Origin of the sequence: Mesorhizobium sp. LCM 4576, assembly GCF_001854815.1 — a bacterium.
Lineage (GTDB): Bacteria > Pseudomonadota > Alphaproteobacteria > Rhizobiales > Rhizobiaceae > Mesorhizobium > Mesorhizobium plurifarium.
On record NZ_MDDT01000026.1, the window covers coordinates 98,637 to 113,219 of the forward strand.

General features: G+C 64.1%; 15 protein-coding genes. 9 read left to right on the forward strand and 6 right to left on the reverse strand.

What is annotated here, in order from left to right; translation table 11 throughout:
• Window positions 1-68: 68 nt before the first annotated feature.
• Genes LCM4576_RS17760 through LCM4576_RS17775 form a run of 4 tightly spaced genes read left to right on the forward strand, consistent with a single transcriptional unit; the run spans window position 69 to window position 2,989 of the window.
• Window positions 69-824: a molybdopterin-synthase adenylyltransferase MoeB gene (locus LCM4576_RS17760; protein ID WP_041001620.1), complete on the forward strand. Its 756-nt coding sequence runs from the start codon at window positions 69-71 to the stop codon at window positions 822-824.
• A gap of 4 nt (window positions 825-828) precedes the next feature.
• Window positions 829-1,317 carry a GNAT family N-acetyltransferase gene (locus LCM4576_RS17765; protein WP_071033425.1) on the forward strand — a complete coding sequence of 163 codons (489 nt, stop codon included), beginning with the start codon at window positions 829-831 and terminating at the stop codon, window positions 1,315-1,317.
• Window positions 1,314-2,579 carry an aconitase X catalytic domain-containing protein gene (locus LCM4576_RS17770; protein WP_083354728.1) on the forward strand — a complete coding sequence of 422 codons (1,266 nt, stop codon included), beginning with the start codon at window positions 1,314-1,316 and terminating at the stop codon, window positions 2,577-2,579. Before LCM4576_RS17765 ends, LCM4576_RS17770 begins: the two co-directional genes overlap by 4 nt.
• Window positions 2,576-2,989 carry an aconitase X swivel domain-containing protein gene (locus LCM4576_RS17775; protein WP_071033427.1) on the forward strand — a complete coding sequence of 138 codons (414 nt, stop codon included), beginning with the start codon at window positions 2,576-2,578 and terminating at the stop codon, window positions 2,987-2,989. Before LCM4576_RS17770 ends, LCM4576_RS17775 begins: the two co-directional genes overlap by 4 nt.
• 4 nt (window positions 2,990-2,993) lie before the next feature.
• Here LCM4576_RS17775 and LCM4576_RS17780 read toward each other — a convergent pair whose 3' ends face one another.
• The gene (locus LCM4576_RS17780; protein ID WP_040985920.1) at window positions 2,994-3,995 is read right to left on the reverse strand and encodes a D-glycerate dehydrogenase; all 1,002 of its coding nucleotides are present in this window, start codon (window positions 3,993-3,995) and stop codon (window positions 2,994-2,996) included.
• A 270-nt stretch (window positions 3,996-4,265) separates the two neighbouring features.
• Here LCM4576_RS17780 and LCM4576_RS17785 point away from each other — a divergent pair, with 270 nt between their 5' ends.
• Window positions 4,266-4,823, forward strand: coding sequence for an SH3 domain-containing protein (locus LCM4576_RS17785; RefSeq protein ID WP_040985921.1), 558 nt, complete (start codon window positions 4,266-4,268; stop codon window positions 4,821-4,823).
• On the opposite strand, the gene LCM4576_RS17790 is transcribed toward LCM4576_RS17785, so the two are convergent.
• Window positions 4,813-5,205, reverse strand: coding sequence for a DUF4260 domain-containing protein (locus LCM4576_RS17790; RefSeq protein ID WP_071033428.1), 393 nt, complete (start codon window positions 5,203-5,205; stop codon window positions 4,813-4,815). The genes LCM4576_RS17785 and LCM4576_RS17790 overlap by 11 nt on opposite strands.
• Before the next feature lie 10 nt (window positions 5,206-5,215).
• Window positions 5,216-5,647 carry an iron response transcriptional regulator IrrA gene (gene irrA / locus LCM4576_RS17795; RefSeq protein WP_071033430.1) on the reverse strand — a complete coding sequence of 144 codons (432 nt, stop codon included), beginning with the start codon at window positions 5,645-5,647 and terminating at the stop codon, window positions 5,216-5,218.
• A gap of 247 nt (window positions 5,648-5,894) precedes the next feature.
• Here irrA and fabA point away from each other — a divergent pair, with 247 nt between their 5' ends.
• From fabA to LCM4576_RS17815, 4 genes are all read left to right on the forward strand, one after another.
• Window positions 5,895-6,410 carry a 3-hydroxyacyl-[acyl-carrier-protein] dehydratase FabA gene (fabA, locus tag LCM4576_RS17800; protein ID WP_040985924.1) on the forward strand — a complete coding sequence of 172 codons (516 nt, stop codon included), beginning with the start codon at window positions 5,895-5,897 and terminating at the stop codon, window positions 6,408-6,410.
• A gap of 116 nt (window positions 6,411-6,526) precedes the next feature.
• A complete protein-coding gene (gene fabB, locus LCM4576_RS17805; RefSeq protein WP_071033432.1) occupies window positions 6,527-7,747 on the forward strand; it encodes a beta-ketoacyl-ACP synthase I in 1,221 nt (406 codons plus the stop codon).
• A 29-nt stretch (window positions 7,748-7,776) separates the two neighbouring features.
• Window positions 7,777-8,580: an enoyl-ACP reductase FabI gene (gene fabI / locus LCM4576_RS17810; RefSeq protein ID WP_071033434.1), complete on the forward strand. Its 804-nt coding sequence runs from the start codon at window positions 7,777-7,779 to the stop codon at window positions 8,578-8,580.
• A 312-nt stretch (window positions 8,581-8,892) separates the two neighbouring features.
• On the forward strand, window positions 8,893-10,446 hold the full coding sequence (locus LCM4576_RS17815) for a bifunctional diguanylate cyclase/phosphodiesterase (protein ID WP_071033437.1): 1,554 nt from the start codon (window positions 8,893-8,895) through the stop codon (window positions 10,444-10,446).
• A gap of 118 nt (window positions 10,447-10,564) precedes the next feature.
• On the opposite strand, the gene LCM4576_RS17820 is transcribed toward LCM4576_RS17815, so the two are convergent.
• From LCM4576_RS17820 to rpsO, 3 genes are all read right to left on the reverse strand, one after another.
• The gene (locus LCM4576_RS17820; protein ID WP_071033439.1) at window positions 10,565-11,572 is read right to left on the reverse strand and encodes a class I SAM-dependent methyltransferase; all 1,008 of its coding nucleotides are present in this window, start codon (window positions 11,570-11,572) and stop codon (window positions 10,565-10,567) included.
• 91 nt (window positions 11,573-11,663) lie between these two features.
• Window positions 11,664-13,814, reverse strand: a complete 2,151-nt coding sequence (gene pnp, locus LCM4576_RS17825; RefSeq protein WP_071033441.1) for a polyribonucleotide nucleotidyltransferase — start codon at window positions 13,812-13,814, stop codon at window positions 11,664-11,666.
• A 386-nt stretch (window positions 13,815-14,200) separates the two neighbouring features.
• On the reverse strand, window positions 14,201-14,512 hold the full coding sequence (rpsO, locus tag LCM4576_RS17830; RefSeq protein ID WP_274534970.1) for a 30S ribosomal protein S15: 312 nt from the start codon (window positions 14,510-14,512) through the stop codon (window positions 14,201-14,203).
• Window positions 14,513-14,583: the final 71 nt, after the last annotated feature.

Below are 14,583 nucleotides of genomic sequence, written 5' to 3' on the forward strand. Positions count from 1 at the left end.
GCGTGTGGACCACAAGGCTTCGCCTTGCGCTTACTGACAAGGCTCTGYGCGAGCGATATGGTTCGGCTATGATCGACGCCGCCCTGACCGACGAAGAGCTCGAACGCTATGCCCGCCACATCGTGCTGCCGGAGATCGGCGGGCCGGGCCAGCAGAAGCTGAAACGGTCGCGGGTGCTGGTGATCGGCGCCGGCGGGCTCGGCGCGCCGGTGCTGGAATACCTTGCGGCCGCCGGCGTCGGCACGCTCGGCATCGTCGACGACGACACGGTTTCGCTGTCCAACCTGCAGCGGCAGGTGATCCACGGCAGCGACACGATCGGCATGGCCAAGACCGACAGTGCCGCCGCGGCGATCATGCGCATCAACCCCAACGTCACGGTGGAATCRCATCGCCTGAGACTGACGGCGGAGAACGCCCCTGCCCTCGTCGCGCGCTACGATGTCGTTGTCGACGGCTCCGACAATTTCGAGACACGCTACGCGGCCGCCGATGCCTGCGCCGGTGAGAAGAAACCCCTCGTCACGGCCGCCGTCGGCCGCTTCGACGGCTCAGTGACGGTGCTGAAGCCGTTCGAGACAGGCGCCGACGGCAAGCGCAATCCGAGCTATCGCGACCTGTTCCCGGAAGCGCCGCCCGAAGGGCTGGTGCCATCCTGCGCCGTTGCCGGCATCGTCGGCGCGCTGACGGGCGTCATCGGCACGCTGGAGGCGATGGAGGCGATCAAGCTGATCACCGGCATAGGCGAGCCGCTGATCGGCCGACTGCTGCTCTACGATGGCCTCACGGCCCGTTTCGACACCATCCGCTACAAGGCCGTCTGAGCGCATGGACCAGAGCGTCGGCATCTCCATAACCGGCCTTCCGGCGCATTTCGACCGATGGGACGATCTGCTCGCGCTGATCCGGCGCGCCTTTGCCTATATGGACGGCATCATCGACCCGCCGTCGTCGGCGCATCTTTTGACCGCCGATACCCTTGCCGAGAAGGCGAAACGGGAAGCCGGGTTTTTGGCGATCGAGAATGGCCGCGTCGTCGGCTGCGTCTTCGCGCTGGAACGGGCGCAGGATTTCTATGTCGGCAAGCTCGCGGTCGARCCGCGGCTGCAGGGCCAAGGCATAGGGGCCCGGCTGATGCGGGCGGTCGAGGATCTCGCCCGCGAACGCGGCAAGGATGCGATCGAGCTGCAGACCCGCATCGAACTGACGGCAAACCATGCAGCCTTCGCCCGGCTTGGCTTTCGCGAGAGCGAACGCACGGCGCATGCGGGCTATGACAGGCCAACCTCCATCACCATGCGCAAGGTGYTTCTATGAGCCTTTCGCTCAGCCCGGAAGAACAGGCGATCGCCGCCCGCCGGGACGGCGCGGGCATAGCGATGCGCATCGTCGCCGAAAGCGCCCGCCTGCTCGGTGCGCCGCGGCTCATCCCGATCGCCTCCACGCATATCGACGGCGCTCTCTATCATGGCGATTCCGGCACGCTGTTCGCGGAGAAGCTGGTCGAGGGCGGCGCGCGGGTCGCGGTGCGCTCGACGCTCAATGTCGGGGCGCTCGACCTGATGGGTTGCTCGCGCATCCGCCTGGAAGAGCCCCAGCGTGGCATGGCGCTACGGATGATGGAGGCCTATCGCAAGCTCGGCTGCGAGCAGAGCTGGACCTGCGCGCCCTACCAGGCCGGGCATAGGCCGGCGCTGGGCAGCGACGTCGCCTGGGGCGAGTCCAACGCGGTCGTCTTCTGCAATTCGGTGTTGGGCGCGCGCACCAACCGCTATGGTGATTTCCTCGACATTGCCTGCGCGATTGTCGGCCGCGCGCCGGATTACGGCCTGCATCGGCCCGAAAACCGCCGGGCAAGGCTCGTTTTCGATGTCTCGGGCCTGTCGCCATCCTTCCTCGCCTCGGAGATCGCCTGGCCTGTCCTGGGCAGCCTCTATGGCCGCGAGGTGGGCAACGCGATCGGCGTCGTCGCCGGCGTGGCCGCTCATCCCGGCGAAGACGCGCTGAAAGCCTTCGGCGCGGCGGCCGCATCGTCGGGCGCGGTGGGCCTTTTCCACATTGCGGGCGTCACGCCCGAGGCTCCCGACGTCGAAGCCATCCTGGCCGGGCCGGAGCCGGAAGCGGTGATCCGCGTGACGCCTGAGATGGTCGCCAAGGCCCGCGCGGGCCTGTCGACCGCGGCGGCGACCAAGACCATCGACGCGGTGGCGATCGGCAGCCCGCATCTGTCGAACGCCGAGTTCGACAGCCTGGAACGGCTGATCGCCGGGCGGCGGCTTGCGGTGCCGATCTATGCCTGCACCGGCCGCCACGCGCTCGCCCAGCTGGAGCGGGACGGCCGGCGAAAAAGGCTCGAGGCGTGCGGGGTCGTCATCGTCGCCGATACATGCGTGGTGGTGACGCCGATCATGCCGGAGCTCGGCCCAGAGCTCGGCAATGGCGTGCTGATGACCAATTCGGGCAAGTTCGCGCATTACGCGCCGGGCAACACCGGCTACGCGGTGCTCTACGCCTCGCTCGCCGACTGCGTCGAAAGCGCGGTCCTCGGCAAGCCGGTTTTCACGGATATCGCCGCATGAGCGCGGCAGCGGAAATCCTGGTGCCRGGCAAGGCGGGCGAAGGCGAGGCGCTGGTGCTGACGGCGCCGATCAGCTTCTGGGGCGGCGTCGACCCCAAAACTGGCCGCATCGCCGATGTCCRCCATCCGCAGCACGGTGAAGTCATTTCCGGCCGGGTGCTGTTCCTGCCCGRCACGATCGGCTCGTCGTCCGCTTCGGCGGTGCTGATGGAGCTCGTCCACAACGGCCGGGCGCCGGCCGCCCTGGTGCTGCACGAGCCCGACGCCATCCTGTTGCTCGGCCTGATCGTGGCGCGGGAAATGGGCTGGGAAACGCCCATGGCAATACGGCTCGAGCGCGGCGCGTTCGATGCCTATCGCGGAGCCGCGGTGAGAGTTGGCGCGGACGGCGCCGTTACCATAGCCGTTTAAAGCCTCAGGTCCTGAGCGGCAGCACACGATCCGGCGGACGGTGGCCGTCGAAGAAGGCGCGGATGTTGATGATCACCTTCTCGCCCATGTCGATGCGGCCCTCGAGCGTGGCCGAACCCATATGCGGCAAAAGCACCACCTTGCCCTTGGCGGCGAGCTTCAGCAGCTTGCTGTTCAGCGCCGGTTCGTGCTCGTAGACGTCGAGGCCGGCGCCGGCGATCTTGCCGTCATGGATGAGCTTGACCAGCGAGTCCTCGTCGATGATGTCGCCCCGCGCGGTGTTGACGAGGTAGGCCGAAGGCTGCATCAGCGCCAGGCGACGACCGGACAAAAGGTGGAACGTCGCCGGCGTCGAGGGACAATTGACCGAGATGATGTCCATGCGGGCCAGCATCTGGTCGAGGCTTTCCCAATAGGTCGCCTCCAACTCCTCCTCGACGGCCGGCAGCACGCGGTGCCGGTTGTGATAGTGGATCGACAGGCCGAAGGCCTTGGCCCGCCTGGCGACCGCCGTGCCGATGCGGCCCATGCCGACGATGCCGAGCCGCTTGCCCCAGATGCGCCGGCCGAGCATCCAGGTCGGCGACCAGCCGGCCCATTTCTTCTCGCCGGTCAGCACATTGGCGCCTTCGGCGAGCCTGCGCGGCACGGCGAGCATCAGCGCCATGGTCATGTCGGCGGTGTCTTCGGTGAGCACATTCGGCGTGTTGGTGACGGTGATGCCCTTCTTGGCGGCCGCCGCGACATCGATCTTGTCGACGCCGTTGCCGAAATTCGCGATCAGCTTGAGGTTTTCGCCGGCCTGGGCGATCAGCGCGGCGTCGATATGGTCGGTGATGGTGGGGACCAGCACATCGGCTTCCTTGACCGCCGCAACCAGCTCGGGCTGCGTCATCGGCCGGTCCTCGACATTCAGCCTTGCGTCGAACAGCTCGCGCATGCGCGTTTCGACCGGATCGGGCAGCTTGCGCGTGATGACGACGAGGGGCCGTTTTTTGCCTGCCATTTTATCYCCGAAGCTTCCTGGATCAGGATGACGTCTCGTTGAATCGCCGTCCTGATCCTACTCTTTTTTGGAGCATGATCTTTTCCGAAAACCGATTCCCACTTTCCGGGATCATGCTCTCGAAACCGATCTCGTTGAGACCTCTTTAACCAAGACCGGCGAAACTTGCAGCCAGTCGCGGCATCAGCCCACTCCTGTAACAAGCGGTGCCGCCGAAGACAAAGAAAAAGGGGCGCCCGTCCCGACGGACCGGCGCCGAAAGGAACGAAAGTGTCTGGTTTCGCGTCGCTTCGCCTGGCCTTCAGCGCGGCCATTCTCGGTGCCCTGCTTTGCGCGCCGCAGGCTTTGGCGCAAAGCGCGGCGGCACCCGCCCAAACCATAACGCTCGGGCCGAGCGGCCTGCCGCTGCCGCGCTTCGTCAGCCTGAAGCCGGCCCGCGTCAATTCGCGCGTCGGGCCCGGCGCCAATTATTCCGTCAACTGGATGTATCTGAAGGCCGGCCTGCCGATGGAAGTCATCCAGGAATTCGACACCTGGCGCCGCGTGCGCGATGCCGACGGATCGGAGGGCTGGATCAATCAGTCGCTGCTCTCAGGCCGCCGCACCGCGATCGTCGCGCCCTGGCAGCGCGGCAAGGGCGGGCGAATCAACCTGCTCGACGAACCCGACAAGGATGCCGGTGTCGTCGCCATCATCGAGCCGGGCGTGATCGGCTCGATCAAGAAATGCGACGGCCAATGGTGCGAAATGACCTTCGACGGCCATACCGGCTGGATGGCGCAATCGCAGGTGTGGGGCGCCTATCCCGGCGAGAAGGTCAAGAACTGAGTTCGCTGGCCTTGCTGTTACGGTCGCGGCCGATGYGGCCGAGATGCGTATCCTGAAAACCGGTGGGCAGCTTGAGGCCGTAGCCGAGGGCACGGTCGATGGCGATGTGCGCGATCCAGATCAGCGCTACGGCGGTCGTGACCCGGCCGGAGAGCAACGCGCCCGCAAGCAGGAGGACGAGCGGAGCAATCAGGATATGCAAGGCGTTGTAGGTAGCGGCGCCGAAGCGTGGCCCGGCGAGGTAGCCCAGCATCGACAGGTCCGGCGCAAGGATGAGCAGCGCAAACAGCCACCAGGAAAAGCCGGATATTGCGTAGCAAACGATTGCCAACGCGGCGACGGTGACCCATTCAAACCGGACAATCAGGTCGACCGGGCGCATGGAAGACGGATCAATCGCAGCGTTTGGGACGCAGTCTAACCACGATGTCGACGTTGGCGATCTCCATGCCCTCCGGCGGCGCCGGCAGGTTGGAGACGGTTACCGGTCCGCTTTCGATATCGAAAATGCGGTTCTCGCCTTCGATGTAGAAGTGGTGGTGATCGGACGTGTTGGTATCGAAATAGGTTTTCGACCCCTCGACCGCCAGGATGCGCRGCAGGCCGGCCTGGGTGAACTGGTGAAGCGCGTTGTAGACCGTCGCCAGCGAGACCGGCACGCCGGYGGCGATCGCCTCTTCGTGCAGCTCCTCGGCCGAAAGGTGGCGGTCGCCTTTGGCGAAAAGCAGATCGGCCAGCGCAATGCGCTGACGCGTCGGCCTCAGGCCGGCTTCGCGAACCCGCTTGTCCACAGCGACATTTTCCTTCCGGTAGCCCGAATCCATCTCTTCGCTTCGAAGCTTGTTGCCCAGCCCATCAACAGGTCCAGAGTGGCAAAAAGACGTCAAATGCCAAAACCGGACATCAATCGACATATATTCTGTAGTCCGAATGCGATCAATAGCGCGCATTGACCCGGGCAGGCGCACGGGTTAAGCGCAAACGCCGGTTTCCGGCCGCAAACAGAGTGTGTTAGGAAACCAACGAGAAGGGCGCCCTGCCGCCCGCGAAGATCACGGGGACGGAAATTTGATGGCGGATCAAAAGTCCAGCTACGATTACGAGGAACTGCTCGCCTGCGCCCGCGGCGACCTGTTCGGGCCAGGCAATGCCCAGTTGCCCTACCCGCCGATGCTGATGTTCGATCGCATCACCGAGATCAGCGAAACCGGCGGCGCTTTCGACAAGGGCTTCATTCGCGCCGAATTCGACATCAAGCCGGATCTGTGGTTCTTCGCCTGCCACTTCATCGGCAATCCGATCATGCCCGGCTGCCTCGGCCTCGACGCCATGTGGCAGTTGACCGGTTTCTATCTCGGCTGGCTGGGCGAACCCGGCAAGGGCATGGCGCTTTCGACCGGCGAGGTGAAGTTCAAGGGCATGGTGACGCCGTCGGTGAAGAAGGTCGAATACGGCGTCGACTTCAAGCGTGTGATGCGGGGCCGGCTGGTGCTCGGCATCGCCGATGGCTGGCTCAAGGCGGATGGCGAACCCATATACGCGGCTACGGATCTGAAGGTCGGTCTTTCCAAGCAGTCGGCCGCCTGACCGTTTTTCGCCACGGCGTCCGCGTAGCCGATGGACGCCACGTCAGTTTATTTGCGTATGATCACAAGCGAAAACCGGCTAGGTTTTTCGCCTGAATACGCCGGAAGGAGTTGCGAATGAGACGGGTCGTAGTGACAGGGCTCGGCATTGTGTCGTCGATCGGCAACAATGCCAACGAGGTGCAGAGCTCGCTTTACGATGCCAAATCCGGCATCAGCTTTTCCAATTCCTTCGCCGAACACGGCTTCCGCTGCCAGGTCTGGGGCGCGCCGACGCTCGATCCCACCCCGATGATCGACCGCCGCGCCATGCGTTTCCTGAGCCAGGGCGCGGCCTGGAACCACGTCGCCATGGACYAGGCGATCGCCGATGCCGGGCTCGGTGAAAGCGACATCACCAATGACCGGACCGGCATCGTGATGGGCTCCGGCGGTCCTTCGACCCGGACCATCGTCGAAGCCGCCGAAACCACGATCAAGAACAACAGCCCGAAGCGCATCGGCCCGTTCGCCGTGCCGAAGGCCATGTCGTCGACCGCGTCGGCCACCCTGGCGACGTGGTTCAAGATCCACGGCGTCAACTATTCGATCTCGTCGGCCTGCTCGACCTCGGCGCATTGCATAGGCAATGCCTATGAGCTCATCCAATGGGGCAAGCAGGACGTGATGTTCGCCGGCGGCCACGAGGACCTCGACTGGACCATGTCGGACCTGTTCGACGCCATGGGCGCCATGTCGTCGAAGTTCAACGACAAGGCGTCGACCGCTTCGCGCGCCTACGACGTCAACCGCGACGGGTTCGTCATCGCCGGCGGCGCCGKCGTGCTGGTGCTGGAGGAACTGGAGCACGCCAAGGCGCGAGGCGCCAAGATCTATGCCGAGATCGTCGGCTATGGCGCGACATCCGACGGCTACGACATGGTCGCGCCGTCGGGCGAAGGCGCTATCCGCTRCATGCGGCAGGCACTCTCCACGGTGTCATCGCCGGTCGACTATATCAACACCCACGGCACCTCGACGCCGGTCGGCGATTCCAGGGAAATGGGCGCCATTCGCGAGGTGTTCGGCGACAAGATGCCCTATATCACCTCGACCAAGTCGCTCACCGGCCATTCGCTGGGGGCCGCCGGCGTGCAGGAATCGATCTACTCGATTCTGATGATGCAAGGCGGCTTCATCGGCGAGAGCGCCCATATCGAGGAGCTCGATCCGGAATTCGAAGGCATGCCGATCGTGCGCAAGCGTATCGACAACGCCAGGATCGACACCGTCCTGTCCAACTCCTTCGGTTTCGGCGGCACCAACGCAACGCTGATTTTCCAGCGCTATTCCGCATAGAGCCGGCGTTTTTATAAGGATTGCCTTTTATGGACGGGTTGATGAAGGGCAAGCGCGGGCTTGTCATGGGTGTCGCCAACGACCATTCGATTGCCTGGGGCATCGCCAAGAAGCTGTCGGAACATGGGGCGGAGCTCGCCTTCACCTACCAGGGCGACGCCTTCGGGCGGCGGGTCAAGCCGCTGGCCGAGAAGGTGGGAGCCTCGCTGATCGTGCCTTGCGACGTCGAGGACAGCGCCTCGGTCACCGCGACCTTCGAGACCCTCGGCAAGGCCTGGGGCGGGCTRGATTTCGTGGTCCACGCCATCGGCTTTTCCGACAAGAACGAACTGAAGGGCCTCTACGCCGACACCAGCCGCGACAATTTCGTGYGCACCATGGTGATCTCCTGCTACTCCTTCACCGAGATCGCCCGCAACGCCGCCAAGCTGATGGGCAATGGCGGCTCGATGATCACGCTCACCTATGCCGGCTCGGTCAGGGTGATGCCGAACTACAACGTCATGGGCGTCSCCAAGGCCGGGCTGGAGGCCAGCGTGCGCTACCTCGCCAACGACTACGGCCCGCGCGGCATCAGGGTGAACGGCATCTCGRCCGGGCCGGTGCGGACGCTGGCCGGCTCCGGCGTGTCCGATGCCCGCCACATGTTCTCCTACCAGCAACGCAATTCGCCTTTGCGCCGCACCGTGACCATCGACGAAGTCGGCGGCTCGGCGCTCTACCTGCTCTCCGACCTGTCGTCGGGCGTCACCGGCGAAATCCATTATGTGGATTCCGGCTATCACATCGTTTCGATGCCGGCACTGGAGGAATTGAAGCAGACCGACGGCTAGATCGTGATGGCGTTTCGTTGAATCGCCATTACGATCTAACTCTTTGTGGGGCATGATCTTTCTCCGAAAACCGGTTCCCACTTTTCGGGATCATGCTCTCGCGCATTTCACCGTTTCATGGAAACGGCGAAACGCGCTATCTTTTTGTTTTACGCAATTCCGGGCGGAAAACCGCTCACACTTTTCCTGGAATTGCTCCGGCGCGAATAGTTTGCGGCCGCGATAGTAGCGTTCCAGTAAAATTGCATTCATCGGCGGAAACTCATTTTAAGGAGATGTCCGCTATAAGGGCCCCTAATCTAGGGACCGTGCATGCCTGCAGTCAGCAATCCCAAACGGACTCCGCTGTTCCGGCTGATCACCATCGCCAGCTCGGGCATGGGCAGTTTCATCCTTGGACTATGGGGGCTGCGGTTCGGCTTCGGCGACGGCATGGCCGGCATACCAGCCGAAACGATGGCCGACGTCATCGCCGCGCTCTGCGCTCTAGCCGCCGGCGGAGCCGCGCTGTCGTTCTTCGCGGGCGTCGATGAATCGGTGGCCTATGTCTTCAAGGAAACCCATTTCGACAAGCTGACCGGCCTGCTGGCGYGTCAGGCGATGGTCGGCAAGATAGCCGAGGCCGCCTCCGGGACGATCCGAACCGGCGAGCCGATGTTCCTGATCGACATCGATATCGACCGCTTCAAGCAGATCAACGACGCCATCGGCTACAGCCAGGGCGACGAACTGATCCGCGCCTTCACCAGCAGGCTGAAGGAGGTTATGCCGAAGAACGCGGTGATCGGGCGCATCGGCGCCGGCGAATTCGGCGTGCTGCTGCCGGACCGCGACATCAGGGGTTCGATCGAACGGCTCATCGAGAAGCTCATCAACGAGATGATGGAGCCCTATCAGCTGCAGAGCCATCTGCAGTCGGTCAGCCTGTCGGTCGGCATCGTGGCGATGCCGAAGGACGGCGYCGACCCGGTCCTGATCCTGCGCCGCTCGAACCTTGCGCTGCAGAACGCGCGCGCCAGCGGCATCGGCAACTGGTCCGTCTTCCACGCCGATATGGGCCGCGTGGCGGATTATCGGCAGTGGATCGAGTCGGAACTGAAGACCGCCTTCGACCGCGGCGACTTCAGCCTTCACTACCAGCCGCAGCTCAACCTGCCGAGCGGCCGCGTCGTCGGCTATGAGGCGCTGATCCGCTGGAAGCATCCGGAGCGCGGCATGATCCCGCCGATGRAGTTCATTCCGATCGCCGAGGAAACCGGCATGATCAACCCGATCGGCGAGTGGGTGCTGCGCAAGGCCTGCAGCGACGCCCGGTACCTGCCGCAGGACTGTTTCGTCGCCGTCAACATCTCGCCTGTCCAGTTCATGACCAGGGATTTCGTCGGCATCGTGCGGGACGTGATGGAATCGACCGGCATCAAGCCGTCGCGGCTGGAGCTCGAGGTCACCGAGACGGCGATGATGCAGGATCGCGACCGCGCCGCGGCGATCCTGGAGCAGCTTGCCGAGATGGGAATCTCGGTGGCCGTCGACGATTTCGGCACCGGCTATTCCAATTTGAGCTACCTGATCGACTTCTCCTTCGGCAAGCTGAAAATCGACCGTTCCTTCGTCAGCCGCATCGACACCGACTCCAGCTCCGGCGCGATCGTTTCGACCATTGTCGGCCTGTCGCGTGCGCTGGGCGTCGGTATCATCGCCGAGGGCGTGGAGACCGAGAACCAGGCCACGCTGCTTCGGGCCGCCGGCTGCGAGGTTGTGCAGGGCTATCTGTTCGGTCGGCCGGCACCGCTCAAGGTCGAGCTCGGCGAAGCCCGGCCCGCCTTCGGCACGCATGAGCCCGCCCGCATCGTCAGCGTGCAGTAAGCGCCGCTTCTTTCCCGACGCAATTCCGGACGGAAAACCGCTTCACACTTTTCCTGGAATCGCTTGTTCCTGGCGCAATTCCGGACGGAAAACCGCTCACACTTTTCCTGGAATTGCTTTAGCGGCGCGCCGAAAACACCTTGAACATGCCGTCGCGGGCGATCTCGGCATGGCTGGAAAAGGCCGCCGACAGCACCTGCTCGTAAGGAAGCTGGCGGTTGGCGACCATGAACAGGCGGCCGCCCGGTTTCAGCGCCTTCGACGCCGTGCGGATCATGCCCGCGCCGATTCCGGGTTCGGCTGCGCGGCCGCTATGGAAAGGCGGATTCATGACGATCGCGTCGTAACGCCGTTCGACCGCCTCGGCGAGCAGATCGGTCCAGAAGAAGCGTGGCTCGATGGCGCCATGGACGTTGACCCTGGCTGCTTCCAAGGCTTCGAAATCCGCTTCGTAGAGATCGAGCGCGGTGAGGCCTTGCGAACGCTRCAGAACTTCCGCCGCCAGATAACCCCAGCCGGCGCAGAAATCAGCGACATTGCCTTTGAGATCGTCAGGCAGGTTCGCGGCCAGCAGTGTCGAACCGGCATCGATCCGATCGAAGGAGAACATGCCAGGCTTGGTYTTGAAGCCACCTTCGACGACAAGATCGGGGTTGCCGGCGCGCAGCGTCGCCGCCGCCTCCGTGCCGGCCCGCCGGAACCAGAAAGCAACGCCGTGATGCTTCGGCAGATGGCCCTCGAGCGGCGCCAGCGCGTCGATCCGCTTGCGCAGGCTGTCGATGCCGTCGTCCTTGCTGCCGGCAACGACGACAGGCGCGCCCGGAGCGATGCGCTCGACCGCTTCCGCGATGCGTAACTCATTTTGCCCGCGATGCCGGCCGGCGAGCACGAGGGCGATGTCGTAGCCCTCGCCTTCCGCCCGCGGCGTGACTGYGTGGCCGGACGCCTGCAAGGCGCGAAAATGTGGCCTGAAACCCTGCACGAGATGCAGCGCCGCCTCGAAGCCGGCAGGCAGACGGAAGCCGGGCTCGGCACCGAGGAAAAGAACGCGGGCACCCTTCCCGGGCAGCGGCAGCGCCTCGGCCTCGAACGGGTAGAACAGCGTCTTCAGCGGCTCCGCGGCCATCCATCAGCTCCGTAGAACTCTTTGTCGTGCCCTGAAACAAAACGGGCGCGACCTTGCGGCGCGCCCGTCTCAAACTATCCAGCCAAACCGATCAGGCGGCGTCTTCCTCGCCTTCGGCCTTCTTCTTCTCCTGGACGATTTCCTTGCCGGTCGCCTGGTCGACGACCTTCATCGACAGGCGGACCTTGCCGCGCTCGTCGAAGCCCATCAGCTTGACCCAAACCTTGTCGCCTTCCTTGACGACGTCGGAGGTCTTGGCGACGCGCTCATTGGCGAGCTGCGAGATGTGGACGAGACCGTCGCGCGGGCCGAAGAAGTTGACGAACGCGCCGAAGTCGGCCGTCTTGACGACGGTGCCTTCGTAGATCTCGCCGACTTCCGGCTCGGCGACGATGGTGTGGATCCACTTCTTCGCCGCCTCGATCTCCTTGGCGTTCGCCGAAGCGATCTTGACGGTGCCGTCGTCCTCGATGTTGATCTTGGCGCCGGTCTTCTCGACGATCTCGCGGATCACCTTGCCGCCGGAGCCGATGACGTCGCGGATCTTGTCGGTCGGGATGTGCATGACCTCGATGCGCGGCGCGAACTCGCCGAGCTCGGCGCGGGCGCCGGACAGCGCATGCGCCATCTCACCCAGGATATGCAGGCGGCCGTCCTTGGCCTGGGCCAGCGCGATGCCCATGATCTCCTCGGTGATGCCATCGATCTTGATGTCCATCTGCAGCGAGGTGACGCCATTGGCGGTGCCGGCGACCTTGAAGTCCATGTCGCCGAGATGATCCTCGTCGCCCAGGATGTCGGAGAGCACCGCGAAGCGCTCGCCTTCCTTGATCAGGCCCATGGCGATGCCGGCCACCGGCTTTGCCAGCGGCACGCCCGCATCCATCAGCGCCAGCGAGGTGCCGCAGACGGTCGCCATCGACGAAGAGCCGTTGGATTCGGTGATCTCCGAGACGATGCGCAGCGTGTAGGGGAACTGCTCCGCCGAAGGCAGCATCGGATGGATGGCGCGCCAGGCAAGCTTGCCGTGGCCGATCTCGCGGCGGCCCGGCGAGCCCATGCGGCCGGTCTCGCCGACCGAGTAGGGCGGGAAGTTATAGTGGAGAAGGAACTTCTCCTTGTACATGCCGGTCAACGAATCGACGAACTGCTCGTCCTCGCCGGTACCRAGCGTGGCGACGACCAGCGCCTGGGTCTCGCCGCGGGTGAACAGCGCCGAACCGTGGGTGCGCGGCAGGACGCCGACTTCGGAGACGATCTTGCGCACGGTCTTGAGATCGCGGCCGTCGATGCGCGAGCCGGTGTCGAGGATGTTCCAGCGCACGACCTTGGCCTGGAGCWCCTTGAAGACGCTGCCGATCTGCTCGGAAGTGTACTTGGCTTCCTCGCCTTCGGCCGGAGCGAACGCGGCCTTGACCTTGGCCTTGACGGCGTCGACCGCGGCATAGCGCGACTGCTTGTCGGTGATCTTGTAGGCGTCGCGAAGCTCGTCGCCGACGACCTTCAGCATCTCGGCTTCGAGCGCGGAGTAATCCGGCGCGGTGAAGTCGCGCGGCTCCTTGGCGGCGACCTCGGCCAGCTTGATGATCGCCTCGATCACCGGCTGGAAGCTCTTGTGGCCGAACATGACGGCGCCGAGCATCAGGTCCTCGGAGAGTTCCTTGGCCTCGGACTCGACCATCAGAACGGCATCGCCGGTGCCGGCGACGACGAGGTCGAGCTTGGATTCTTCCATTTCGTCGATATGCGGGTTGAGGACATATTCGCCGTTGATGTAGCCGACGCGGGCGCCGCCGATCGGACCCATGAAGGGCACGCCCGAAAGCGTGAGCGCGGCGGAGGTGGCGACGATCGACAGGATGTCGGGATCGTTCTCGAGATCATGCTGGACGACAGTGACGACGATCTGGGTGTCGTTCTTGTAGCCGTCGGCGAAAAGCGGGCGGATCGGGCGGTCGATCAGGCGGGAAACCAGCGTTTCCTTCTCGCTCGGACGGCCCTCGCGCTTGAAATAGCCGCCCGGGATCTTGCCGGCGGCATAGGTCTTTTCCTGGTAGTTGACCGTCAGCGGGAAGAAATCGAGGCCGGGCTTCGGCTCCTTCATCGAGACGACGGTGGCCAGAACGACGGTCTCGCCATAGGTGGCGAGCACCGCGCCGTCAGCCTGGCGCGCGATCTTGCCGGTTTCCAGGATGAGCGGACGGCCGCCCCATTCGATTTCCACTTTGTGTTGATTGAACATATCTTGTCCTTCATATGCGGAAAGGGCCGCGCCGTCCTAGCGGTCACGGGTTCTCCCTTTCCTGGCTTCCTTCGGGCAGCCACGGGCAAGACAACGGGATGCTCGATCAAGTCCGGCTCCCCAAGCCGAGCGAGCATCCTGCAATCCTGCCCCATGACCGTCCATGGGCGGCTCCGGATAGCCCTCTGCAGTCCGGAACCCGGTTGGCCAACTGGTTGGYCGGTTGGCCAACTGGTCGGCCGACCTTGCGCATGACGCCGGAAACCACTGCTTCCGGAACGCGCCATGCGCGGAGAAGAATTCCTTTTTCAGCACCGATGCACCGGACCATCCGATGCGCCAATGCGCGACCGGCGGGCCCCTTCGAGGGCCCGCCGGTCAATTCGTCAGCGGCGCAGACCGAGCTTGTCGATCAGCGTCTGGTAGCGCGCGTCATCCTTGCGCTTGAGATAGTCAAGCAGGCTGCGGCGCTGGGAGACCAGAGCAAGCAGACCACGGCGGGAATGGTTATCCTTCTTGTGATCCTTGAAGTGCTCGGTCAGGTTCTTGATGCGCTCGGAAAGGATGGCAACCTGGACTTCCGGAGATCCGGTATCGCCCTTGGCGGTCGCGAATTCAGTCATCAATTCCTTCTTGCGATCGGCAGTGATCGACATCGTGCTTTTCCTTATCTGTTGGAGGAAACGGGACGCCCACAGCCGGGATGTCGTCCAGCAAGGGCCAGTGCAAGCGACGCGTCAGGGCGCGAAGCTGCGGCGCWTATARTGCA

Coding starts and splice junctions, on each gene's coding strand:
- LCM4576_RS17770 (WP_083354728.1), top strand. CDS start 1,314: ATGAGCCTTTCGCTCAGCCCGGAAGAACAGGCGATCGCCGCCCGCCGG.
- LCM4576_RS17780 (WP_040985920.1), bottom strand. CDS start 3,995: ATGGCAGGCAAAAAACGGCCCCTCGTCGTCATCACGCGCAAGCTGCCC.
- fabA (WP_040985924.1), top strand. CDS start 5,895: ATGGCGGATCAAAAGTCCAGCTACGATTACGAGGAACTGCTCGCCTGC.